The organism is Flagellimonas sp. (genome assembly GCF_965215805.1).
In the GTDB taxonomy this organism is placed as follows: Bacteria; Bacteroidota; Bacteroidia; order Flavobacteriales; family Flavobacteriaceae; genus Flagellimonas.
Genome location: NZ_OZ244124.1, coordinates 3069452 through 3094155, shown reverse-complemented (window position 1 = coordinate 3094155; position 24704 = coordinate 3069452). Strand labels below are relative to the sequence as shown.

The window sequence follows — 24704 nt, the reverse complement described above, 5'->3', positions numbered from 1 at the left end:
TATTAGTCAATTTCTTCAAAATCTATGTATTCTCCAACTTTTTTTGAGGGATTGGATTTTGGGTTGGGTTGCTTATAAATACTTGTTTCTCCTTCTTTTTCCTTGGGTTCACTGTAATCCTGATACGATCCAAATTGTTGCCCAAATCGTTCTTCAGTTTTGCGTACCGCATAATTCAGCAATCGGGGTGCCAGCCATTTTAGCAGCAATTTGACCGCGTAATATACTAATACAACCAGTAAAATCGTTTGTAATAAAACCATATAACAATAGCTATTGCATCAAAATTACATTGTTAGTACCGTAAACGCACTTAAAGTTTCATAAAATAGTATTAAAATCAGTTATATGGATTTCCCTAGTTTGAGAAAAATCTCTTTGCTTTTCTTTTTGGTTCCCTTTATTTCCATGGCCCAATACACAGATGTTATCAATTCCAACAGGCCCGGGAGAGCCGTTAGCGCCTATGCCGTTGGAAGAAATGTGGTACAGTTGGAAATGGGATTGGTTTACGAGCAACGTGACGACGCTTCCTTAAACACGGATTCGAATATTTTTGGAACCGACCTTGCCCTTAGATACGGGCTGTTGTTTGAAACTTTGGAACTGGTTTACGAGGGATCCTTTATTTCGCAGAACGTCACCTTTACTGATTTGGGAACAAAGGAAAGACGAACAGATTTCTCTAGAAATAGATTGGGTCTTAAATTTTTGATTTATGATCCATTCAAGAACCCTGAAAACAATAAACCCAACCTTTATAGCTGGAGGGCCAACAATGTTTTTCAATGGAAAAACCTGATTCCTGCAGTTTCCATCTATGGAGGTGCTACTTTTACCCTTGGGGACAATCCTTTTTATCCAGGAGACGATGTTGCAACACCTCGGGTAGGGATCAACACCCAAAGTAGGTTATCCCCTAGATTTGTTCTCATTTCCAATGTGGCCTACGACCGAATAGGAACGGACTTTCCGGAATGGAGTTATGCGATGTCCGTTTCACATTCTTTTAGAGATCCCAAATGGAGTGTGTTTTTGGAAGGTCAAGGGTTCAGCAGTGACCGATATTCGGATATTCTGTTACGAACTGGGGTGGCCTATCTGATCAACCCGAATTTTCAGGCAGATTTTCATCTAGGTTCGGGTTTTAAGAACGATCCATCCCGCATATTCACAGTTTTGGGCTTCTCCTATAGATTGGACTACCACAAGGACAAATTGGTTTCCGTTAATCAAAAAGGCAGTGGAAGTGGGAAAATCAAGAAGAACGCCGCCAAGAAAAAGCGTAAAAAAAGTAAAAAGAAGAAGAAAGATAAGTTGGATTTCTAAGATTTCCGGATATCATTTTTCTTCTGGGAGATTATTCCTAATATTGACCCTACAAACTACTTTGTATGGTTCAAGTAAAACAGGTACAATCCAAGTCCGATTTAAAGAAATTTGTAAAATTCCCCTTTTCCATTTATAAAGATTCTCCCTATTGGGTTCCTCCCATCATTAACGATGAAATGGAAACTTTCAATACGGATAAAAACCCTGTGTTTCAAAATGCCGAGGCCTCCTTTTTTCTGGCCTACAAGGATGGGAAGCTAGTAGGAAGGGTGGCTGCGATAATCAATTGGCTGGAAGTCAAAGAGCAAAATCTGAAGAAGATGCGCTTTGGATGGTTTGATTTTATAGATGATTTGGAGGTTTCTGCTACCTTGTTGGAAAAGGTGGCTGAAATTGGACAAGAACATCAACTGGCCTATATGGAAGGACCTGTTGGCTTTTCCAATCTGGACAAAGTAGGAGTGCTCATTGATGGTTTCGACCATATTGGAACCATGATCACCTGGTATAATCATCCATACTATCAAAAACACTACGAGCACCATGGTTTTGTGAAGGAAAAGGAATATCTGGAAAACAAGTTTTTGTTTGCCAATGCCGATCCAAAGATTTTTGAAAAGGCAAATCTCCTAATCAAGAAGCGATATTCACTACGCGAACTCAACTTTAGCAATAGCAAGGAAATCATGCCCTGGGTGGACAAAATGTTCGATTTGTTCAACAACAGCTATTCCAGTTTAGCCTCTTTTGTAAAGATTACAGATGTTCAGAAAGAGTATTTCAAAAAGAAGTACATCAGCTTTATAAATCCTGAATACATCAAATTTATTGTCGATTCCGATGATCAGTTGGTAGCATTTGCCATTGTAATGCCGTCTTTTTCCCAAGCCTTGCAAAAGGCCAATGGTAAACTATTCCCAACGGGAGTCTTCCATTTATTGAAGGCCAAGAAACACAGTAAGGATGTTATCTTTTATTTGATTGGAATTCGTCCAGATTACCAGAACAAAGGCGTTACTGCAATTATTTTCAACGAATACTACAAAACTTTCAAAAAACGCGGGGTGGTCAACTGCATCCGTACTCCTGAATTGGAAGAAAACGTGGCAATCAGGCAAATGTGGAAGCATTTTGACCCAGTCACCCATAAACGAAGAAGAACATATAAAAAGTCGTTAAGCTAGTTAGTTGACTTGATGGGATTCATAGTATAGTGCGGCTGAATTTGGCAATCACAATTTTAGCCAGCTTTAGCCGTTTTGTAGACTAATAAACAACCTTAAAACCTCAGCATGAAATTTTTACTTTCCGCCAAAAAGTATGCAATCCTTTGTATTTGTTTAATTGGGCTATCAGTTACTGCCCAAAATGAGACTTCCAATTATGAAAAAGCGCTAGGGGAGCTATTCGCTGTTAATGGATCCCATGAAACTTTTGTAACCGTTATAGACCAAATGTTTGATATGATTAAACAAAACTATACCTCGGTGGACACTGGTACTTGGGATGAACTACAGGCAGAATTCAAAAAAACCTCGGTTGATGAATTGGTGCAATTGCTGACACCTGTTTATCAAAAATACCTGACGGAAGAAGATTTATCGCAGCTTGTGGCCTTCTATTCAACCCCAGTTGGGAAAAAATTTGCTGACAACACGCCCAAAATCACAGCTGAATCCATGTCTGTTGGACAACAATGGGGATTGAAAATCAGTGAAAAAATGATAAAAAGACTGGAAGAGAAAGGATATTAATCCAAAAGAGGTCCCCCTCTTATTCACCCATCGCAGCGGCTACAGCTGCAGAAAGTCTTTTATAGGTTCCGTTTTGCAATCGTTCCCGAATGCCGGAAAAGGCATCCAGAGTCTCTTTGATATCTTCCAAAGTATGAGTTGCAGTCGGAATCAGTCTCAACAAGATCAGTCCTTTGGGTATCACAGGATAAACCACAATGGAACAGAAGATTCCATAGTTTTCCCTAAGGTCTTTTACCAAAGCCATGGCTTCAGGAATACTTCCATTCAGGTATACAGGAGTTACACAGCTGGATGTGGTTCCAATATCAAATCCACGCTCCTTAAGGCCATTTTGAAGGGCATTTACATTTTCCCAAAGTTTGGCCTTTAGCTCCGGTCTTGTGCGCAACATATCCAGACGCTTTAAGGCTCCCTTGACATAGACCATAGGAAGGGACTTGGCGAACATTTGGGAACGAAGGTTGTATTTTAGGTATTCTATAATTTCTTTGTCAGCAGCTACAAAAGCTCCAATACCTGCCATGGATTTGGCAAAGGTGGCCAAATACACATCTATTTCGTCCTGTACACCTTGCTCCTCTCCTGCTCCGGCTCCTGTTTTACCCAGTGTTCCGAAACCGTGGGCATCATCAACCAACAATCTGAACTTATATTTCTTTTTGAGGCCAACAATCTCTTTTAGAATTCCCTGCTCTCCACGCATACCAAATACACCCTCGGAAATCACTAAAATACCACCACCAGTTTCTGAGGCCAGTTTGGTAGCACGCTCCAAGTTTTTTTCCAAACTCCCAGCATCATTGTGCTTAAAGGTGAAACGCTTGCCCATATGCAATCGGACCCCGTCAATAATACAGGCGTGGCAATCCACATCATAGACAATAATATCATCCTTGGCAACCAAGGCATCTATCACAGACATGAACCCTTGATAACCAAAATTTAATAGGTAAGAAGCTTCTTTGTGAACAAAAGCAGCCAATTCCTGCTCCAATTGTTCGTGATAGTCGGTATGTCCGCTCATCATACGAGCACCCATAGGATAGGCAGAACCATGCTCATAAGCAGCATCCCCATCCACTTTTTTAATTTCAGGTAGGTTGGCCAATCCCAAATAGTCATTAATACTCCAGGTAATAACATCTTTTCCTTGGAATTTCATCCGGTTAGAGATAGGACCTTCCAATTTTGGGAATACAAAATATCCTTCTGCCTGCGAAGCCCATTTTCCCAAAGGCCCTTTATTTTCAATAATCCTGTCAAATAAATCTCTCATCTACCCTAAAATTAATTCAAATGCAAAAATATATATTTTTGGTAAGCCCTCACAATGAAATGGGAACATAAAAAAACGGCAATGAAAACCATTGCCGTTCCAATTTTTTATAAGTCTCTGTTATTATTTGATATACTCCACTTTTTCAGGTGCTTCGGAATTCTGGATGTCGAAGAAACCTTGGTTTTCCATCCATTCATTACTGTACACCTTGCTCATATACCTTGAACCATGGTCTGGGAATATTACCACCACGTTGCTATCCTCTGAAAATTCACCTTCAGTGTTCAACTGATACAAGGCCTGCATGGCGGCTCCACTGGTATAGCCAACAAACATCCCTTCGGAATGCGCAATTTTTCTGGCCATATGGGCACTTTCACCATCGGTTACCTTGATATATCGGTCAATACAATTAAAGTCCGTTGCCGCAGGAATCAAATTTTTACCCAATCCCTCTATTCGATAAGGGTATACCTCATTATGGTCAAATTCCCCGGTTTCGTGAAATTTCTTCAATACCGAACCATAAGCGTCAACTCCCAATATTTTTACCTCAGGGTTCTGCTCTTTTAAATACCTGGCTATTCCGGAAATAGTACCTCCTGTTCCACTACAGGCCACCAAATGGGTGATTGTACCGTTGGTCTGGTTCCAAATTTCAGGACCCGTGGTATTGTAATGGGCCGCTATGTTCAGTTCGTTGAAATATTGGTTGATATAAATGGAATTCTTGGTCTCGCTGTGCAATCTTTTGGCCACCTCATAATATGATCGTGGATCATCCGCACTAACGTGGGCCGGGCATACATATACCTTAGCTCCCATGGACCTCAACATGTCTATCTTATCAGGTGATGATTTGGAACTAACCGCCAAAACACATTTATAACCTTTAACAATGCTCACCATGGCCAAACTAAACCCTGTATTACCAGAGGTAGTTTCAATAATGGTGCTTCCAGGTTTCAAAATACCCTTTCGCTCCGCCTCCTCAATAATATAGGCAGCAATTCTGTCTTTGGAAGAATGGCCTGGATTAAAGGCCTCTACCTTGGCATAAAAATTACCGGTAAGGGGTTCTGCGATTTTGTTTAGCTTAACAAGAGGGGTATTTCCAATTAAATCAAGAATACTGCTACACGCACTTATCTGTTTTTTCATAACTGGGTTTAGGTAAGGGGCAATTGCCGAACATGCCAACAATTAATCCGGGACAAAAATAGTATTTTTTATTTTAAGCGGCATTTTATCCAAGAATTATCCCCTTACACCCGATTTTCCCAAATTAGTCCAATGGTAACGCCTTATCCAACTTTTCCTTGGATTCTGTGATTGGTGGCATACCATGGTCAATCCTTTTGGATTTTGACAATATGGGTCGTATCACAAAACCGTAATTGTATTCCTTGGACGGCAGACGAAACTCTTCATGGGGTCTTGCATTGATGGTCCAACTGTCATCTCCTCCCACGCCCATTTGTCGGTAATCCACGTTAAGGGTTATGATATCCCTTTCCGGTAATTCCACAATATGTCCCTTGGGGTCCGAAAGATCCTCCATGGTATACGGCCATGCACTAACACTTAAAGGAACACTGCCCAAAATTTCAAGCCCTTTGCCTGATTTATCAGCAAGTCTTGCCCATTCCACCCCAGTATAATTATTACTTTCCTGTGGCCGTACATAATGGAAAAAGTCGTTTTTAACCGATTTGCTGTACAAGCCATAAGCGGAAGAGGTAGCTCTATCCACATAATTTTCGTGAGGGCCCTTCCCTAGCCATTCCATGGCATCAAAATCGTCATGCAAGGTCAATTGCAAACCAAATCGAGTTAGGTTAGGAAGGTCAGCTACTGGGGTAAAAGTGCTTTCCACAGCAATTTCACCATCTCCAAACACTGAATATCTGACTACCAAAGTTGGATGTTGTCCACCATCTTCGGAAGATACCTTTGGCAAATCATAAGTCGCCTGCAAAATCATACTTTTGGGGCCTTGGTAAACAACTTCAAACGAACGCAATGTTCTGTCTTTGGCTGCATTTTTCCAATACTTTTGCCGCTCCGGCATGTTAGATCCGACATCATTGTCCGTTGGAGGTCTCCAGAAGTTGGGCTGTATCGCTCCTTTTAACAATTCTGTTCCCTGTAAATCTATAGAAGTGAGTGCACCGGTCTTTTTGTCAAACCGAACTCTAGCTGTTTTGGTAACAACAGTCACAGCATCCTCGGTTTCTTCGGCAGACAAATCCCTATTATCTTTTAACTTTTGCTCGGGAGCCTCCTCAAAAAATGGCAATTCAAACTGTTGCCAGGAGGTTTCATGACCTGCCTTTGTCCAATTGTAGTCCCTGTTTAATCTAAGACTCAGGGTAATATAATAGCCAACTCCTGGTTTCACCTTGGGTTGTTTGTAATTGATTTGAATCGTTCCCGTGGCCTGAGCTTCTACATCAGGCACCTCAAATGTGCCTTCTTGCACGGTTTGGCCGTCAGCCTCCAATTTCCAAAAGCCATCATATTGGGACAAAGAAGTAAAATGATGTCTGTTTTTGAGTTTGAAAATTCCATTCATCAAATCATCCGAGGTGATTTCAACAGGTTGTTGCACCTTTTTGGCTTCCCAAGTGGCTGGTTTGGGGGTTTGGTCCGGGCTAATGACCCCATTATTGTTGAAGTTTCCACTGTGAATGGTTTCTCCGTAGTCGCCCCCATAAGCCCACATCTCTTTACCATTATCCAATTTTTTGATGAGTGCACCATCCGTCCAATCCCAGATAAAAGCACCAATAAACCTCTTATTGGCCTTGATGGCGTCCCAGAATTTGGTAAAATTCCCCAAGGAATTCCCCATAGCATGCGCATACTCACAATAGATCACCGCACGGGGGTCTTTTGGGGCATTGGCAAGATCTACCATGTACTCTATGGAATTATACATTCTACTACGGATATCCACATAAGGTGGATCGGTCAACCCCCTGTCCCAACTTCTGTACTGGGCTCCCTCGTAATGAATAAAGCGGGTAGGGTCGTAATCCTTGATCCAACCCGACATAGCAGCATGATTTGGACCCATTCCACTCTCATTTCCCAAAGACCAAAAAATGATGGAGGGGTGGTTTTTATCCCTTTCCACCATCCGTTTCGCCCGATCTACATGGGCATGGGCCCAATCTGGATTGTTGGTCAAGATTCCCGTTATACCATGGGTTTCAAGGTTAGTTTCATCAATTACGTACAATCCATATTCGTCACATAGTTCATACCAAAATGGGTTGTTGGGATAGTGAGACGTTCTCACAGCGTTAAAGTTGAACTGCTTCATGAGCAATGCGTCCTTCCTCATTATCTCTTCGGATACCACTTTACCGGTATGCTGGCTGTGGTCATGCCTGTTAACACCATATAGGAGAACCGGTTGGCCATTCACAAAAAACTCCCCGTCCCTGATTTCAATAGACCTAAATCCAACCTTGCTGCTCCTTGTTTCTACTATGGCTCCCGTAGCATCCTTTAAATACAGGACCAAGGTGTATAAATTTGGATGTTCTGCAGACCATTTTTTAGGGTTATCGACTTCTGCTTCCAAAAATGCAAAATCGATTGTGGCCCTTTGAGGATATTGTTCCTTTAAGAGCTCCGAAACGGATCTTGCAACCGCTTTGTCAAATACTGGATTGGAGTTTCCATCAAACAGCTGCATGGACAGTTCCCAATTGGAAACATCTACCCCCTCTTCCAGTTGAAGCTTGGGTCGAAGGCTGAGTTTGCCATTTTCAAAGGCGTCATCCAATGAAGCACGTACGAAGAAATCGTAAATATGCGTTGTGGGCAAAGCTTCCAGATAAACGTCCCTATGAATGCCGCTCAAACGCCAATGGTCCTGGTCTTCCAAATATGAGCCATCACTCCATCTAAAAACTTGGGCTGCCAGAACGTTCTCCCCTTCCTGCAGGTAATCAGTGATATCAAACTCTGCTGGCAATCGACTCCCTTGGCTATAGCCTACTTTTTTTCCATTGATCCATAGATAAAATGCAGAAGTGACACCTCCAAAATGGATAATTACTTTGTTATTATCCCAATTGGCGGGAATTGTAAAATTGGTTCGATAGAATCCGACGGGACTATCATCTTTTGGGACATTGGGTGGGTCCACGGGCACAAATGGATAGGTCACATTGGTGTAAATGGCCCGTCCATAGCCATGAAGTTCCCAATTGGCCGGAACAGGAATACCATTCCATGTAGATACGTCAAATGTCGGTTGGTAAAAGTCCTCATGGGCCTTTCCTTGCTCCACAGTTGGAGCAAAATTGAACTTCCAAGTTCCATTAAGGCTCTGATAACGGGGACTGGCTTTTCTGTCACCCTTAAGGGCCATGGCTTCATCGGGAAACGAAACGGAAGTAGCGCGAGCAGGAAGCTTGTTAATACTGGTCACCAACGGATTTTCCCAATCGTTGGGAGATTGCGAGAGTGCGGTCCAGGTTGCGAGAAGACACAAGACCGCCATGAAATTGTTTTTCATTTTGAGGTTTTGGTTTTAGATATGCTACAATTAAGTAGCCTCTAAATTACGCAATCAACGATGGATTCCATCATCCAAAACCACTTTTATGAAATCACAGAAAAGGTAAGTTTGCTACTCTATTTTTTCCTCCAAATCCAGGATAAATGCATACTCCTTGGCAGTTTCCCTTAAGGATTCAAACCTTCCTGACGCCCCGCCATGACCTGCATCCATATTGGTGTCCAGGAATAAAAGATTGTCATCGGTCTTCAACTCCCGTAATTTGGCCACCCATTTGGCCGGTTCCCAATATTGAACCTGGGAATCATGCAATCCAGTAGAAACATAGAGGTTGGGATACTTCTTGGCTTCAACATTGTCATAGGGAGAATAGGATTTCATATAATCATAGTATTCCTTTTCATTGGGATTGCCCCATTCATCATATTCCCCAGTGGTCAATGGAATGGAATCGTCCAGCATGGTAGTTACCACATCTACGAAGGGTACCGCAGCGATAACACCATTATACAACTCCGGCGCCATGTTGATAACGGCTCCCATTAACAGTCCGCCAGCAGAACCACCGCTTGCATATAAATGTTCAGGGCTGGTATAGTTTTCTGCAATCAAGTATTTGGAACAATCCACAAAATCGGTAAAGGTGTTCTTCTTGTGGAGTAATTTTCCATTGTCATACCATCCTCGACCCAAATATTCGCCTCCCCTCACATGGGCAATGGCATAAACAACGCCGCGGTCCAACAAGCTCAATCGAATAGAGGAAAAATAGGGATCTATAGTACTTCCGTAGGAACCATAGGCATACTGTAACAACGGACTGTTACCGTCAAATTCGACATATTTATGATAGACCATGGAAATTGGAATTTGGACTCCATCCCTCGCTGTGGCCCAAACCCGTTTGGTTCTATAGTTGGCTTTATCAAACTTGCCGCCCAACACCTCTTGTTCCTTTAAAACTGTTTTGGATTGGGTCTCCATATCAAAATCGATAATGGCATAGGGTGCTCCCATTTCATTGTAATAGTATCTGAACATCTTGGAATTAAATTCCACATTGATGGAAGCTCCCGCCACATAAGTCTCGCTATCAAAGGGCAAATAGTAAGATGCTGAGCTGTCCCATCGGTTTACCTTTAATTTGTTAAGACCATTTTCCCGTTCCGAAAGCACATAATAATCTTTGAATATCTCCACATCTTCCAACAAGACCTCTTCCCTGTGCGGAATAAACTCCTGCCAGTATTCCGAAGAAGTTTTGGCGTCCGTGGTCTTCATCAGCTTGAAATTCGTGGCTCCATCCTTATTGGTCAGGATAAAAAAGTTGCCGTTGTAGTGCGAAATACCGTATTCTACCCCCCGCTCCCTGGGAGAAAATATGGCAAATTCCCCTGCTGGATCATTGGCATCCAAAATTTGATATTCCGAAGTCAGTGTACTTACCGACCCTATGACCAGGTATTTCTTCGATTTGGTTTTATACACAAAAGTGTTATAGGTGGAATCCTTTTCATGGTAGACCAATACATCCTCTGAAACCGATGTGCCCAAAACATGTCTGTAGATTTTATCGGCGCGAAGGGTTACTGGATCCTTTTTGGTATAAAACAAGGTTCTTCCGTCATTGGCCCAAACAGAACTTCCAGTCGTGTTTTCAATCTTGTCATCAAAAATTTGTCCAGATTCCAAATCCTTGATTTGGATTGTGTATTGTCTTCGCGATACGGTATCTGTGGCAAATGAGGCCAAGGTATTATCAGGACTCACGGAAATCCCTCTCAAATTGAAGAATTCATGTTCTTTGGCCATTTCGTTGCAATTGAACAAGAGCTCATCTGGGGCTTCCCTATCCTCTTTCTTCCTAAAATACATGGGATATTCCCCTCCTTTTTCATAACGGGTTATGTACCAGTAGCCATTGTACTTATACGGAACCGAATTGTCATCCTCCTTGACGCGGGATTTCATCTCTTGGAAAAGTTCCTCTTGAAAATCCTTGGTATGCTTGCTCATTTCTGAATAGTAGGCATTCTCAGCATTGAGGTAATCCAAAACCTCCTGATCTTCCCTATCGTTCATCCAATAGTAATCATCAATTCTAATGTCCCCATGTTTTTCAAGCTTCTTGGGGTGTTTTTTAGCTATTGGCGGAGTAATCCTCATGCGGTCTTCAGTTTTATTTTTACAAGCGGCTGCAAAAATAAGGCATATCAAACAACCTAAGTAGGTATAAAGTGATAGTTTCATCGCGACAGATTTTGCCCAAATTATTACTTTTGACCTGAATTTACACTATACTATATCATGTTTGGAGATTTTATGGGAATGATGGGTAAACTCAAGGAGACCCAAGAAAAGGTTAAGCAAACCAAGGAACGTTTGAATACCGTGCTGATTGACGAGGAATCCTCAGACGGATTGCTAAAAATCACTATTACCGCCAATAGGGAACTTAAATCAATTGCCATTGATGATAGTCTACTTGAAGACAAAGAGCAATTGGAAGATTATTTAGTGCTAACACTGAATAAAGCCATAGAACAGGCCACCAAGGTAAATGAGACGGAATTGGCCGCTGTGGCCAAAGAGGGTATGCCCAATATACCTGGAATGGATTCCCTTTTTAAATAGGCAATCAACCTATAGTTTTTAGGGTTTTTAAAAAATGATCGTGCATTGTCTGGGTGTAATCCAGATGTGTGACTATACGCAGTTTCCCTTGCCCCATTCCTATGATGGAAATCTGGTTTTCGGTCAGTTTTCCCAAAAAGGCATCAGAGGTCATTTTGGATTCATCCAATTCAAAAATAATGATGTTGGTTTCAATGGGTTCTACCTTCTGGACAAAATCCAAGCTTTGGAGCAGCTCCCCAATTTCCTTGGCCTTTGCATGATCCTCGGACAAACGGTCAATATGATGATCCATGGCATAAATGGCAGCAGCAGCCAAAAATCCAGATTGCCGCATTCCACCTCCAAGAATTTTTCGGACCCGAAGCGCTTTGTCCATGGCCTCCCTTGAACCCACCAAGACTGAGCCCACTGGGCATCCCAATCCCTTGCTAAAACAAACACTTATGGTTTCGAAGAGGTCACCGTAGTCTTTGGGATTCTCATTTTTGGCTACTAAACCATTCCAAAGTCTGGCACCATCCAAATGATAATGCAACTGGTTTTGATCGCAAACCTTCCGTATTTTCTTTAATTCTTCAAAATTCCAGCAAGCCCCACCTCCTTTGTTGGTCGTATTTTCTATACATACCAAGGTAGATAAGGGACTGTGATAAAAGTCGGGCGGATTTATGGATTCCTCCACCTGTACGGCGGTCATCATTCCTCGATTTCCATCTACCAATCTACAGGATACCCCACTATTAAAACTTGCCCCTCCTCCTTCATAATTAAACACATGGGCGTACTTGTCACAAATGAGCTGTTCCCCAGGTTGGGTGTGCAATTTAATGGCTGTTTGATTGGCCATGGAACCACTGGGAAAAAACAGGGAAGCCTCCATACCAAAGTATTCAGCAACTTTTTCTTCCAAAGCGTTCACGGTGGGGTCATTTTTAAACACATCATCCCCTACTTTGGCGGCCATCATGGCCTCTAACATCCCAGGAGTGGGTTTGGTTACGGTGTCACTTATTAGATTTATCTGCATGATTATTTGTTCACTGCAAGTGGTTTGTGTTAATGGTTAATGGTTAAAAGGTAGTTTTTCCATGTGTCACTATCAGCAATTCAAGCTACATTACTATTAACTCTTAACTTTTCACTTTTAACTATTTAATGGAAACAATCCATCCCAATAGGAGAACCATCTGGAATTTTGGGAACTGCAATCAGTTTGAACTTGGCCGGGGCATTCATAAAGGCATCAATACGTCTCACGGTCTCTGCTGCAATCGTGCCTTTTCCCTTACTTAGCAAGGACGACCTCAAACTTCTTAGCGTTTCATTGGCAATGGCATTTACTTGCGGATGAACCTCTTTGCTGGCGGCCAAATTCATGATATGATATAATACCCTAAAGTTGATTGTTTGTTGTACCTCTTGCAGATAAGGATCACGATGCGATTCATCAAAGGTTTTTTGAATGGTATTTTCCAAAACAGCATTCAAACCTAATTGGTCTTTATCAAGACTTTTTTGTTGGATGAGGCGCGAAGCCCTTTCAGGATGCAATACCAATCCCAAGGTCATATCTGCGGCAGTTTCGGCAGCGGATAGCGCATCAAAGGCCACTCCGCTTCTACCCTTAAAGGACTCCCTTGTTTTTCCATACCCAATGGCCCTCGGAGGGAACAATTCCAATTTGTCTTTAGGTAAAGCTATGTTTGCTGCATTCAAGGTAGTGAGGATGGTTTCCAATGCATTCTCTTGTCTAGCGGCGCTAATGGTGCGCACGGTGTGTTGTCCATCTCCTTTGGTGGCATAATTGTAATCCAAACCACCAATCAGCTTGGAAACTGCTTCGGTTTGATATCTATGGAAGAAATATAAGGGAGCAAAGACATCCTCCAAAACTGAATTGGGTTCCCCCGTCCGAATGTTATCCATGGAAAAATTGGAGATCGCTGTTTTTCTTATCTCCATTACTCTCTCCAATTCTTGGGCGGCATTTTTGCCGTTGTCCCAAAGATGTCCAAGAGCATGCGATCCACCCCTGGGTCGGGCATCTTGATCGGATATATACCGCAGACCATCATCTTGGGCCTTTTTCAAAATGGCATTAAGCCCTTCCCGTTCATTCGTACCACTTGGGAAATCGGTATAGGAGTAGGCAACGGTTACCTTGTCCCACTCCCCTATGCCAGTATCGTAGGCATTGGAGAAGTCGATAGTTCCATCCTTCAGCTCAAATTGAGGATGGGGATAGTCCATTACAGAAGCCCTGTTATTGGTACTGGCAGCAAAATTATGGGCAAATCCCAAGGTATGTCCAATTTCATGTGCAGATAACTGACGAATCCTGGCAAGTGCCATTTCCAACATGGGCTGATAGTTATCGTCCCGTTCTGCAAAGGGTTTGTTCATTAAGGCTTGGGCTATTAAAAAGTCTTGGCGAATCCGTAAACTGCCCAGGCTAACATGCCCTTTAATAATCTCTCCTGTTCTGGGATCTTTCACACTCATACCATAACTCCAGCCCCTTGTGGAACGATGCACCCATTGAATAACATTGAATCTTACATCCATAGGATCCGCATCATCCGGTAAAATTTTGAGTTGAAAAGCATCTTTGTAGCCTATGGCCTCAAAGGCTTGGTTCCACCATCTCCCACCATCCAAAAGCGCAGAGCGAACAGGTTCTGGAGTGCCATTGTCAAGGTAATACACAATAGGTTCAACAGCTTCGCTCACCTCCGCATTGGGGTTTTTCTTCATTAAGCGATGTCGTGTTATATACCTTTTTAGAATAGGTTCTTGCACGGGCGTTGAATAATCATAATATGAGAACAGGTTAGATCCAGAACGAGGATCGAACTCTCTTTTTTCATAATTGTCATCCGGTAATTCAATTAAGGAATGGTGTTGTGCAACTGTGACCAACGAAGGATTTGGAGTTACAGATCGTATCCAGTCCCCTTGTGCATTTCCTTTAAACGTAAGGGTGACATCAAATTCCACATTTTTTGGGAAGGCCTTTGTGCGCTCAAAAGCCAAGGCACTTTTGGTTTTATCCAAGCTATAGGAACCTTGTTTGGTATTTTTCAATCTTGAAGAAACCCCATGGGCATCACGCATCAAAAAGTCGGTCATATCTATTAAATAACTCCCTTTTGATTCTTCCTCTATTTTAAATCCATGCAGCACAGATTTGGCAAAAGCCTGTTCCACTGACTTGCGCTCCAGTTCATTCTCCGTAATGGCTCTAAAGGTCAAATTGGGTTGAATCAGCAATAGCTTGTTTCCCGCTTTTTTGAAATAAACTACCTGCTCATTTCCCAATTGTCCCCTATCCAGACCTATATCGTTACTTCCAATTCCGCTACTCAGGGAATACACATAGAGAAATTCCTTTTCCAGATCATCCACTTGAAGAAAAATCTTATCGGAAGCATCATCATAATAAAAATTGAAATACCCATTGAACTTTTGGTAATCCTTAGCTTTTTCAAAATTTTGGGCAACTGAAAATTGGGAGTAAACGGCAATCGCGAAGAGAGCAAGAATGTATTTTTTCATATTCGAATTAGTTCTAGCTAAAATTATATAAATTTCGTTGTCTGACTGCATTGAAACCTTATTTTTGCCTGAAATAAATTCTATGATTACCACAGATCAACAAAAAGATCTTATTGAACGCCTTGGCGCGTTAAGGAGGTATCTTTGACATTGATGCCAAACTCATCGAAATAGAAAACGAAGAGGAGAAAACTGCAGCTCCCGGATTCTGGGACAATCCCCAAGAAGCACAGCAACAAATGCAAGCCTTGAAATCCAAGAAAAAATGGGTGGAGGATTACAATTCCGCTACATCTTTGGTGGGTGATTTGGAAGTTTTGATGGAGTTTCTTCAAGCTGGGGAAGTTGAAGAAGATGAGGTCAACTCGCAATATGACCAAGCCCTGTTATCCATAGAAAACCTGGAATTCAAGAACATGCTTTCCGAGGAAGGAGATGAGCTTACGGCGGTACTTCAGATTACAGCTGGAGCCGGTGGTACGGAAAGTTGCGATTGGGCATCCATGCTGATGCGCATGTACTTGATGTGGAGCGAGAAAAATGGATATAAGGTCAAGGAACTCAACTATCAGGAGGGAGATGTAGCCGGGATCAAAACGGTGACACTCCAAATTGAGGGAGAATTTGCTTTTGGATGGTTAAAGGGCGAAAATGGGGTTCATCGCTTGGTACGTATATCCCCATTCGATAGCAATGCCAAAAGACACACGTCTTTCGCATCTGTGTATGTGTACCCCCTTGTGGACGACACGATTGAGATTGATGTAAATCCATCCGACATTGAAATAACAACAGCACGATCTAGTGGCGCTGGAGGACAAAATGTGAACAAGGTGGAAACCAAGGTTCAACTGGTGCACAAGCCTACTGGAATTCAAATTTCCTGTTCAGACTCCAGATCACAGCACGATAACCGGGCTACGGCCATGAAAATGTTGAAATCCCAATTGTACGAAATTGAGCTTCGCAAAAAACAGGAAGCCCGAGCGGAGATCGAATCATCCAAAATGAAGATTGAATGGGGATCACAAATCCGAAATTACGTGATGCACCCCTATAAATTGGTCAAGGATGTACGTACCTCTGAGGAAACAGGAAATGTGGATGCGGTGATGGACGGGGAAATCAATCCTTTTTTGAAGGCCTTTTTAATGATGATGGGGCAGAAAGCGGAGTAGTGTTTGGTGTTTGGTGTTTGGTGTTTGGTGTTTGGTGTTTGGTGTTTGGTGTTTGGTGTTTGAAACTTAAAAACTATTTAGAGAATTGTAAATTGACAACTGTTAATTGCTAATTGATCCATCATGATAAAAATATATCACAACCCTAGATGCAGAAAGTCGCGCGAAGGATTGGAGTTTTTGGAAAACAGTGGCGAATCTTTTGAAGTGGTACGGTATTTGGAAGAAGTTCCGTCGAGAGAAGAATTGGAAACCCTAATTGGTTATTTGGGTATTTCACCAGAGACATTGGTTCGCAAAAATGAAGCTGTGTGGAAAGAACAATTCAAGGGTAAAAGTCTCACGGATTCTGAAATTATTGATGCGATGGTACAACATCCAAAATTGATTGAGCGACCTATAATTGTAAAAGATAATAAGGCGGTCATAGGAAGACCTGCAGATAAAATTAGTATCTTGTTGGGCTAGGGTAATCCATTGAAAAACAACGATAAACAATTCTGTTTTTGATTATGAAAAAAACACGAACCTTATATATATTGGCCACGCTATTAGGCTTGTTCTGTGTGAATGATTTGGTAGCGCAGTATGGCTACGGGAGTCCTTATGGCTATGGCTACGGGAGTAGATATGGTAGACAACGCAGCACCATCCCCCAGGCAGCAGACCCACCTAAAAAGGCCGATCCGCTTACCGCAGAAGAAATTGTGGACCTTGAAATGCCCAAGATCACCGAAGAACTTGGATTGGATCCTTTTGAAGTTGCTGTGGTAAGAACCACATTGGTCAAATCCGTTCAACAGCGTATTGAACTTCAAATCTTGGAACTGGAGCCTGAAAAAATGAGAGAAGAAGTGGAAAAAATAAAGGAACGCCAAGATTCGGAGATGAAGGCGGGCCTCCCGGAAGACAAATACTTGGCCTATATAGAACTGCAGAAAAATAAGTTCAAGGCCAAAAAGAAGAAAAAGAAGAAGAAGGATAAAAAGAAATCCAAAACATAAAAAAAGCCCCCGAAAATTTCGGGGGCTTTTTTTTATCTATTCGTTTCGTTTGGCGCGTTTGGCCTCACGTCTTTCTTGGTACATTTCCCTTAGGTTGCCGAACAACCAGTAAGGCACTACAAAAGTCAATAAGAAAATCATCAACCAAAAACCGATGGTCAAGATGGTTAAGAATGCAAGAAATCCTAAATATTGGTCAAATTCGAACATGTGGTTTGCTTTTGTTTGGCAAAGATACCTTCATTTCATCAAAAAAAACAAATCTGTATTCAAAAAATGTTGATTTGGGCATAAGTCATATAAAATAAATGACTGAACCCCTAAATTTGCATATCCTTAAAAAAGCAAAAATGAGTTTCAGAATTGAAAAAGATACGATGGGCGAAGTCAAGGTCCCATCTGACAAATACTGGGGAGCCCAAACGGAACGTTCCCGTAATAATTTTAAAATTGGTGTCCCCGCCTCTATGCCCTTGGAAGTGGTATACGGCTTTGCCTATTTGAAAAAAGCCGCTGCCTATGCTAATCATGAATTGGGAGTTCTCGCTGAATCCAAAAGGGATTTGATTGGTCAAGTTTGTGATGAAATCCTCGCAGGGCAGCACGATGGGCAATTCCCCTTGGTCATTTGGCAGACCGGTTCTGGAACCCAAAGCAACATGAACGTGAACGAGGTGATTGCGAACCGGGCACATGAAATTGCTGGTAAGAAAATTGGTGAAGGAGAAAAAACCATACAACCCAACGATGATGTCAACAAAAGTCAATCCTCCAATGATACCTTTCCTACGGGAATGCATATTGCCGCTTACAAAAAAATCGTAGAGGTAACCATCCCTGGAGTTGAACAATTAAGGAATACTTTGGATAAAAAATCCAAGGAGTTCAAGGATGTGGTCAAAATTGGACGTACGCACTTGATGGATGCCACTCCCCTAACCTTGGGTCAGGAATTTTCCGGTTATGTTTCACAATTGGACCACGGTCTGAAAGCCTTAAGGAACACACTGGAACACTTAAGTGAGCTTGCTCTGGGAGGAACCGCTGTTGGAACCGGATTGAATACCCCTAAAGGGTACGATGTTTTGGTAGCCAAATACATAGCAGAATTTACCGGACAACCTTTCAAAACGGCTGAGAATAAATTTGAGGCTCTTGCTGCACATGATGCAATCGTTGAGAGTCATGGGGCTTTAAAACAGTTGGCCGTTTCCCTGAACAAAATTGCCAATGACATTCGAATGATGGCTTCCGGACCTAGATCGGGTATTGGAGAAATCATTATTCCCGCGAACGAACCGGGAAGCTCCATTATGCCGGGAAAGGTTAATCCTACCCAATGCGAGGCACTGACTATGGTTTGTGCACAAGTAATGGGTAACGATGTCGCCGTGTCCGTGGGTGGTACGCAAGGACATTATGAACTAAACGTCTTTAAACCTATGATGGCAGCAAACATTTTGCAATCAGCCCAACTCATCGGAGATGGTTGTGTAAGTTTTGATGTGAATTGCGCAGTTGGAATCGAACCCAACCATGAAGTCATTAAAACTTTACTGAACAACTCATTGATGTTGGTCACCGCACTGAATACCAAAATTGGATATTATAAAGCAGCAGAAATTGCCAATACAGCTCATAAAAATGGCACTACTTTAAGAGAAGAAGCCATTAACCTAGGATACGTTACCCCAGAAGAATACGATGCTTGGGTAAAACCGGAAGACATGGTGGGTAGTTTAAAGTAATTTCAATACCCATCAAATAAAAAAGCCCGATCCATTACAGATCGGGCTTTTTTGTGAAATGTGGATAGTGTATACTATTTTAAAGCAAATTTGGAAGTTCCCAAAAGCTTCAGCTTGTTATCATATACATTTACCATGTAGTTTCCTTTTTGGAAATCGGAAGCCGGCTTATTGATGTAATCGCATACATCCAAAGAGCTGTTCTCATAGTAAAAGTTGGTACCCTTGCTATAGGTGATGGAAGCACCTTCTTCGCTAGATTTAGAGAAGCTATCTCCCAATACATTTCCTTGGGGATCCAATACCTCAATAAAGAACTCACGGTCACCTGCTTCGGCAATTACGTTATCAGCAACGGTAAAACAAACTTTAAACTTATCAGTAGCTTTAGCTCTAGAAGTAGAAACCAATTTACCGCTGTTTCTTTCCCTTACGGCATCAACAGTAAAAGTAGAAAGGCTTAGTGCAGATCCTCTTTCAACGGCATCGGCCAATTGAGTGTTCTGAACTACCAAAGAATCGTTAAATACAGTTTGCTTTTCCAGCTCTACAAAAGTGCTGTCTCTTTGCATAGCCAACAAGGTGTTGGAAGTAGTCAAAGAATCTACTTGCTTCAATAATTTTTCTCTTTCTGCCTTAAGTACACTTACTTGTCTTCTGTATCTTGAAAGAGAAGCGATATCAGCTTTCATTCCTTGTACAGAATCAATGTATTTTGCAATGTTGTCACGAGCGGCAACCAATTCCTCATTGGTAGCGTTGCTTTCCAAAATTGCTTTGTCGTACTCAGATTTTAGGTTGTTCAAATCCTCCACAACCAATTCCTTCTCCTGTGTAAGAGCAGTAGTGGTTTTTTTCTTATCCTGGTAAAGGCTAACCGTATAGATAATGGTTCCCAAAAGAACCACAGCCAACAAACCTGCGATTACCTTTAATCCGTTGTTACTTTTTGTTTCAGTCATAACTTTTAAATTAATTGATTCTTGCTATTAAGTGATTTGATCAATTGCGTTCTGAGTTATATACGCTATAGTTTTTGATTTGGATCATTTATATGTAAACTATGTTAAAAAAATATGGACTTGTAGTCTGGATGTACTAATTTTAAAGGGCTTTCTAAAATTTTGTCTCATGAAAAAATTATTAACAATCCTATCTTTTTTCCTTTTTTTATGTGGGGTAGGCCCAAAATCCATGGGGCAAGCCGTGATGATTGTTGAAAAACCGAAAACGGAAGACGTCAAAATAATTCCTATCGAACATGCGACGGCCGTCTTGGAATGGAACGAAATCACCATCTATATTGATCCTGTGGGTGGCAAAAAAGCCTTTGAGGGCCAAAAACTACCTGATCTCATTCTCATCACTGACATTCACGGAGACCATTTTAGTTTGGAGACCATACAAGAACTGGATACGCACAAAGCCAAGATTATGGTACCACAGGCTGTAGCTGATAAGATGCCCCAAGAATTTACCCCCCAAATCGATGTATTGCACAATGGGGATTCCAAAGAACGGTACGGAATTACGGTGGAGGCCATACCCATGTATAATCTTCGGCAAGAGGCCCTTAAATTTCATGCCAAAGGGAGAGGCAATGGCTATGTGCTTGACATGGAAGGGCAACGGCTCTACTTTTCTGGGGATACCGAAGATATCCCTGAAATGAGGGCTTTAAAAAATATTGATAAGGCCTTTGTATGCATGAACCTTCCATATACCATGAACGTTTACAGCGCGGCGGATGCTGTTTTAGAGTTTCAACCCAAGGAGATCTACCCGTATCACTACAGGGGCAGACCCAACGTAAGCGATGTGAAAATGTTTAAGACCATTGTCAACAACGGAAATCCAAATATTGAGGTTGTGCAATTGGACTGGTACCCTAATGATGAATTTTAATCCCATAAAATATTGAAGCCCAAATTTCGTTAAGGTTAGAGTACCAACCCAAATCAGTACTTAACCATGATCAACAAACACACCTCTTTGTTTGCCCTAGTGTGCATTTTAATGGCGCATTTTTCCTTTTCCAATCAGTGTGATAATTTCTATGCCAAAATCACCTATGGACTAAGCCATACCAAAAAGGCCATGGGCGCAACCAATTTTGAACATCAAATGTATTATGCCGAAAGAGCTTTGATTGCCTTGGAAAAATCTGAGAGTTTTATGGCAGAATGCGCTTGTGCTAAATCCGAGGATAAAAGATTGGATGCCATTGAAGCCCTCAACAAGGCCATAGAACCTGTGGATTGGGATGCTGGACGCTTTTTTTCCAAGAAATCCATGGGATTGATCAATGAACTGATCACCATTTTGGATGAATGCACTCTTGGCGTTGTGCCCGATACTGTGGTTGAGGATAGTGCTGATACCACCTTGGAGCATGAAGCTTATGCCGATTCCGAAGAAGATAAGGATTCCATGGAGCAGGAAATGCTCAAGGTTTTTGATAAACATGCCAATGATAAATTGACCAGAGCAGAGAAGGCAGTTTTAGACTTGGTGCAATTCAGTAATGGCTTTCAACAAAGTTTGCCTGAAAAGGAAAACGACCCCAATAGCCTGGAGCACCATCAAAAAGCCTATATTGAAGATGCTAAAAGTCTACTGCAACAAGCACTTAAAAGCTTGGAATCAGAACAGTAAATCCGTTGGTTGATTCTAGCGAATCAGCTTTTTGTATTTGATACGCTTGGGCATGATATCCGCGCCCAGGCGTTTCTTTTTGTTCTCCTCGTAATCAGAGAAGGAACCTTCAAAGAAATACACTTGGGAATCCCCTTCAAAGGCAAGGATATGCGTACAGATTCTATCCAGGAACCATCTATCGTGGGAAATAATCACTGCACAGCCTGCAAAATTTTCCAATCCTTCTTCCAAAGCCCTTAATGTGTTAACGTCCAAATCGTTGGTAGGCTCATCCAACAACAATACGTTTCCTTCTTCCTTGAGGGTCATTGCCAAATGAAGTCTGTTGCGTTCCCCACCGGAAAGCATGTTGACTTTTTTGTTCTGTTCGCTCCCTGAAAAATTAAATCGGCTTAAATAAGCTCGGGAATTGACTTGCTTCCCTCCCATCATCACCAATTCTTGTCCATCACTGAAATTTTCCCAAATGGTCTTGTTGGGGTCAATATTGGAATGGCTTTGATCCACATAGGCCAGTTTGGCCGTATCACCTACTGAAAATTCACCCTTATCCGGATTTTCTTCGCCCATGATCATTCTAAAAATGGTGGTCTTACCAGCCCCATTTGGGCCAATGATACCTACAATTCCAGCCTGGGGCAAATTGAAATTCAAATCTTCGTACAGAAGTTTATCGCCGTAAGCTTTGCTTACCCCTTGGGCCTCAATAACATTGGTACCCAACCTTGGCCCATTGGGAATATAGATCTCCAATTTTTCTTCCAGTTGTTTTTGATCTTGACTTAAAAGCTTGTCGTAGTTCTTTAGACGGGCCTTTTGCTTGGTTTGCCTTCCTTTGGCTCCCTGGCGTACCCAATCCAATTCGCGCTCCAAGGTTTTTTGACGTTTGGACGCCTGCTTGCTCTCTTGGGCCAGACGCTTCGCCTTTTGATCCAACCAACCGGAATAGTTTCCTTTCCATGGGATGCCTTCTCCCCTATCCAATTCCAAAATCCAGCCTGCAACATTATCCAAGAAATAACGGTCGTGGGTCACCGCTATAACGGTTCCCTTGTATTGGGCCAAATGGTGTTCCAACCAATGGACCGATTCTGCGTCCAAGTGGTTGGTAGGCTCATCCAATAGCAATACATCCGGTTCTTGCAACAACAATCGGCAAAGAGCAACCCTTCTGCGCTCCCCACCGGAAAGTACCCCAATCTTTTTGTCCGATTCAGGAGTACGCAATGCGTCCATGGCTATTTCCAGTTTGGTGTCCAGTTCCCAAGCGTTGGAAGCATCAATTTTATCTTGGAGGGCAGCCTGTTTGTCCATCAACTTTTGCATCTTGTCCGCATCTTCGTAGACTTCAGGTAACGCAAACATATCGTTGACCTTGTTGTACTCGTCCAATATGGCAACCGTTTCGGCCACTCCCTCTTTCACGACTTCAAGAACGGTCTTCTCCTCATCCAGTTGCGGTTCTTGTTCCAAGTACCCTACCGTATATCCCGGAGAGAATACCACATCGCCTTGGTAATTCTTGTCCACCCCAGCTATGATTTTCAGCAAAGTGGATTTTCCCGAACCATTAAGTCCTAAGATTCCAATCTTGGCGCCGTAAAAAAAGCTGAGATATATGTTCTTTAAAACTGGGGTATTGGCCGTTTTAAAAGTCTTGGTCACCCCGGACATTGAAAAAATGACCTTCTTATCGTCTGACATTAGGTTGTTATTAGAATTATGTAAAAAAGGAAATTAAACTCGGCCTTTGAGCGCGTTAAAGACCCATGCAATAGCAAAGAATCCTATGCCAACGGAAGCAAATCCGTAACCCGCTACCTCATCATATTTAAAAGCCCCAAGTGCGATCATACCCAAACCTACCAAGATCATAATCCATGTGGCCCAGGCCAGCACCGTATTTTTGTTCATTCCCATATCATTAGTTCAGTAGAAAATCAAATATCGTAAAAAATGTAAGAACCCAAAATGACAGGGGCAAGTTTAACCCTCAAAAGGAAACTTGATCCCCGCCTTTTGTCTGATGGTATCCATTAGCTCCACCAAGTCCATACTGTGCTGGTGCGACCATAAAGGACTCTCCAATAATTGTTTACGCAGGCAATGATGTACGTGCTCAATTTCATAAACAAATCCAATGCCCTGGATAGGAAGTTCTACGGTTTCCTGCACTCCTTTTTTATCAATAGTGTAGGCAGAAGCCTCATGCCACCTTGGCTGAAGAAACAAGGTTCCTTCACTTCCCGATATCTCCGCCTCCATTTTAGAATTACTGCTAATTCCACTGTACAGCACAGCTTGACTTTTGGGATAATGAAAAATCATCGAAGTCTGCACTTCGGTTCCATTCGGATGAAAATTGGAAACTGCATGAATTTCATCAGGTTTACCCATGAGGAGAAAGGCTAAAAAAATGGGATAAATTCCAATATCCAATAAAGAACCGGATGCCAAGTTTGGGTTCAATACCCGAGAATCAACATCGCGATCCAAGCCGTAAAAGGCAAAATCTGCATGCAGATAGCCCAGTTCCCCAATACTACCTTCATCCACCAGTTGTTTTACCTTTTGGATGGAAGGGTTAAAACGTGACCACAATCCTTCCATAAAAAAGACTTGATTCTCCTGTGCCACTTGTATCATTTCCCGAACCTCTCCTTGATTGATTCCAGCTGGCTTTTCGCAGAGCACAGCCAAACCATGGCGCATGGCTTGAATGGACAAATCTTTATGGAAGTTATGCGGTGTGGCTATATAAACAATGTCCACAGTTTTGGAGGCAAACAGTGCTTCGTAACTATCAAAGACGTGTTCCGCATTAAACTCAGTTGCAAATTTTTCCGCCTTTTCACGGCTTCTTGAAGCTACTGAACTTATCTCAGCATCTTCAACCAAAAGTAAATCCGACGCAAATTTTCTGGCAATGTTTCCTGGGCCAATAATGCCCCACTTTATCTTTGATTCCATAGAGATCAAAAGTAATGATTATAACTCCTTATCTTTAGCGGGACGATGA

At 42.1% G+C, this 24704-nt stretch carries 22 protein-coding genes; 10 read left to right on the top strand and 12 right to left on the bottom strand.

From position 1 onward, the window contains the following. Positions 1 to 2: 2 nt before the first annotated feature. Entirely contained in the window at positions 3 to 263 is a 261-nt protein-coding gene (locus ACOOE0_RS13645; RefSeq protein ID WP_420399456.1) for a DUF4834 family protein, read from the bottom strand. A gap of 85 nt (positions 264 to 348) precedes the next feature. Between ACOOE0_RS13645 and ACOOE0_RS13640 the strand changes: the two genes are divergently transcribed. From ACOOE0_RS13640 to ACOOE0_RS13630, 3 genes are all read left to right on the top strand, one after another. Then, the gene (locus ACOOE0_RS13640) at positions 349 to 1329 is read left to right on the top strand and encodes a transporter (protein ID WP_420399455.1); all 981 of its coding nucleotides are present in this window, start codon (positions 349 to 351) and stop codon (positions 1327 to 1329) included. A 65-nt stretch (positions 1330 to 1394) separates the two neighbouring features. Beyond that, a complete protein-coding gene (locus ACOOE0_RS13635; RefSeq protein ID WP_420399454.1) occupies positions 1395 to 2516 on the top strand; it encodes a GTP cyclohydrolase in 1122 nt (373 codons plus the stop codon). Positions 2517 to 2624: 108 nt separating this feature from the next. Further along, complete coding sequence (locus ACOOE0_RS13630; RefSeq protein ID WP_420399453.1) at positions 2625 to 3086, top strand: DUF2059 domain-containing protein; 462 nt, start codon at positions 2625 to 2627, stop codon at positions 3084 to 3086. Between the two features lie 19 nt (positions 3087 to 3105). Here the strand turns inward: ACOOE0_RS13630 and ACOOE0_RS13625 are convergent, their stop codons facing one another. The 4 genes from ACOOE0_RS13625 to ACOOE0_RS13610 form a co-directional block, all read right to left on the bottom strand. Next, a complete protein-coding gene (locus tag ACOOE0_RS13625; RefSeq protein WP_420399452.1) occupies positions 3106 to 4365 on the bottom strand; it encodes an aminotransferase class I/II-fold pyridoxal phosphate-dependent enzyme in 1260 nt (419 codons plus the stop codon). A gap of 123 nt (positions 4366 to 4488) precedes the next feature. Further along, on the bottom strand, positions 4489 to 5529 hold the full coding sequence (locus ACOOE0_RS13620) for a PLP-dependent cysteine synthase family protein (RefSeq protein ID WP_420399451.1): 1041 nt from the start codon (positions 5527 to 5529) through the stop codon (positions 4489 to 4491). A gap of 124 nt (positions 5530 to 5653) precedes the next feature. Next, positions 5654 to 8902, bottom strand: coding sequence for a glycoside hydrolase family 2 TIM barrel-domain containing protein (locus ACOOE0_RS13615; protein WP_420399450.1), 3249 nt, complete (start codon positions 8900 to 8902; stop codon positions 5654 to 5656). A 114-nt stretch (positions 8903 to 9016) separates the two neighbouring features. Further along, positions 9017 to 11155 (bottom strand): S9 family peptidase, encoded by a 2139-nt coding sequence (locus ACOOE0_RS13610; protein WP_420399449.1) that lies wholly within the window; start codon positions 11153 to 11155, stop codon positions 9017 to 9019. Positions 11156 to 11212: 57 nt separating this feature from the next. On the opposite strand from ACOOE0_RS13610, the gene ACOOE0_RS13605 reads away from it, so the two are divergent. Further along, the gene (locus ACOOE0_RS13605; RefSeq protein ID WP_420399448.1) at positions 11213 to 11539 is read left to right on the top strand and encodes a YbaB/EbfC family nucleoid-associated protein; all 327 of its coding nucleotides are present in this window, start codon (positions 11213 to 11215) and stop codon (positions 11537 to 11539) included. 4 nt (positions 11540 to 11543) lie between these two features. Here the strand turns inward: ACOOE0_RS13605 and ACOOE0_RS13600 are convergent, their stop codons facing one another. Both ACOOE0_RS13600 and ACOOE0_RS13595 read right to left on the bottom strand, forming a co-directional pair. Next, positions 11544 to 12569, bottom strand: coding sequence for a threonine aldolase family protein (locus ACOOE0_RS13600; protein WP_420399447.1), 1026 nt, complete (start codon positions 12567 to 12569; stop codon positions 11544 to 11546). A 125-nt stretch (positions 12570 to 12694) separates the two neighbouring features. Next, a complete protein-coding gene (locus tag ACOOE0_RS13595; RefSeq protein WP_420399446.1) occupies positions 12695 to 15097 on the bottom strand; it encodes a zinc-dependent metalloprotease in 2403 nt (800 codons plus the stop codon). 82 nt (positions 15098 to 15179) lie between these two features. On the opposite strand from ACOOE0_RS13595, the gene prfB reads away from it, so the two are divergent. The 3 genes from prfB to ACOOE0_RS13580 all read left to right on the top strand — a co-directional run bounded on the left by prfB (position 15180) and on the right by ACOOE0_RS13580 (position 17279). Next, positions 15180 to 16275 (top strand): peptide chain release factor 2 gene (gene prfB, locus ACOOE0_RS13590; protein WP_420399445.1). Its coding sequence is split into 2 segments (ribosomal slippage): positions 15180 to 15242 and positions 15244 to 16275, totalling 1095 coding nucleotides; the frame shifts between segments, so codons are not numbered across the junction. Positions 16276 to 16398: 123 nt separating this feature from the next. Further along, complete coding sequence (arsC, locus tag ACOOE0_RS13585; protein WP_420399444.1) at positions 16399 to 16743, top strand: arsenate reductase (glutaredoxin); 345 nt, start codon at positions 16399 to 16401, stop codon at positions 16741 to 16743. Positions 16744 to 16787: 44 nt separating this feature from the next. Then, a complete protein-coding gene (locus ACOOE0_RS13580; protein WP_420399443.1) occupies positions 16788 to 17279 on the top strand; it encodes a hypothetical protein in 492 nt (163 codons plus the stop codon). A 36-nt stretch (positions 17280 to 17315) separates the two neighbouring features. Here the strand turns inward: ACOOE0_RS13580 and ACOOE0_RS13575 are convergent, their stop codons facing one another. Continuing rightward, positions 17316 to 17489 carry a hypothetical protein gene (locus tag ACOOE0_RS13575; RefSeq protein WP_420399442.1) on the bottom strand — a complete coding sequence of 58 codons (174 nt, stop codon included), beginning with the start codon at positions 17487 to 17489 and terminating at the stop codon, positions 17316 to 17318. Between the two features lie 140 nt (positions 17490 to 17629). Between ACOOE0_RS13575 and fumC the strand changes: the two genes are divergently transcribed. Then, positions 17630 to 19027, top strand: coding sequence for a class II fumarate hydratase (fumC, locus tag ACOOE0_RS13570; RefSeq protein WP_420399441.1), 1398 nt, complete (start codon positions 17630 to 17632; stop codon positions 19025 to 19027). Between the two features lie 74 nt (positions 19028 to 19101). Here the strand turns inward: fumC and ACOOE0_RS13565 are convergent, their stop codons facing one another. Next, a complete protein-coding gene (locus tag ACOOE0_RS13565; protein ID WP_420399440.1) occupies positions 19102 to 19989 on the bottom strand; it encodes a hypothetical protein in 888 nt (295 codons plus the stop codon). A 169-nt stretch (positions 19990 to 20158) separates the two neighbouring features. Here ACOOE0_RS13565 and ACOOE0_RS13560 point away from each other — a divergent pair, with 169 nt between their 5' ends. Beyond that, a complete protein-coding gene (locus tag ACOOE0_RS13560) occupies positions 20159 to 20932 on the top strand; it encodes an MBL fold metallo-hydrolase (protein WP_420399439.1) in 774 nt (257 codons plus the stop codon). 66 nt (positions 20933 to 20998) lie between these two features. Next, positions 20999 to 21682, top strand: a complete 684-nt coding sequence (locus ACOOE0_RS13555; protein WP_420399438.1) for a hypothetical protein — start codon at positions 20999 to 21001, stop codon at positions 21680 to 21682. A gap of 15 nt (positions 21683 to 21697) precedes the next feature. Here ACOOE0_RS13555 and ettA read toward each other — a convergent pair whose 3' ends face one another. From ettA to ACOOE0_RS13540, 3 genes are all read right to left on the bottom strand, one after another. Further along, the gene (gene ettA, locus ACOOE0_RS13550) at positions 21698 to 23389 is read right to left on the bottom strand and encodes an energy-dependent translational throttle protein EttA (RefSeq protein WP_420399437.1); all 1692 of its coding nucleotides are present in this window, start codon (positions 23387 to 23389) and stop codon (positions 21698 to 21700) included. A gap of 33 nt (positions 23390 to 23422) precedes the next feature. Further along, positions 23423 to 23599, bottom strand: a complete 177-nt coding sequence (locus tag ACOOE0_RS13545; RefSeq protein ID WP_202619517.1) for a CAL67264 family membrane protein — start codon at positions 23597 to 23599, stop codon at positions 23423 to 23425. A 72-nt stretch (positions 23600 to 23671) separates the two neighbouring features. Then, positions 23672 to 24655, bottom strand: coding sequence for a Gfo/Idh/MocA family protein (locus tag ACOOE0_RS13540; RefSeq protein ID WP_420399436.1), 984 nt, complete (start codon positions 24653 to 24655; stop codon positions 23672 to 23674). Between the last annotated feature and the right edge of the window lie 49 nt (positions 24656 to 24704).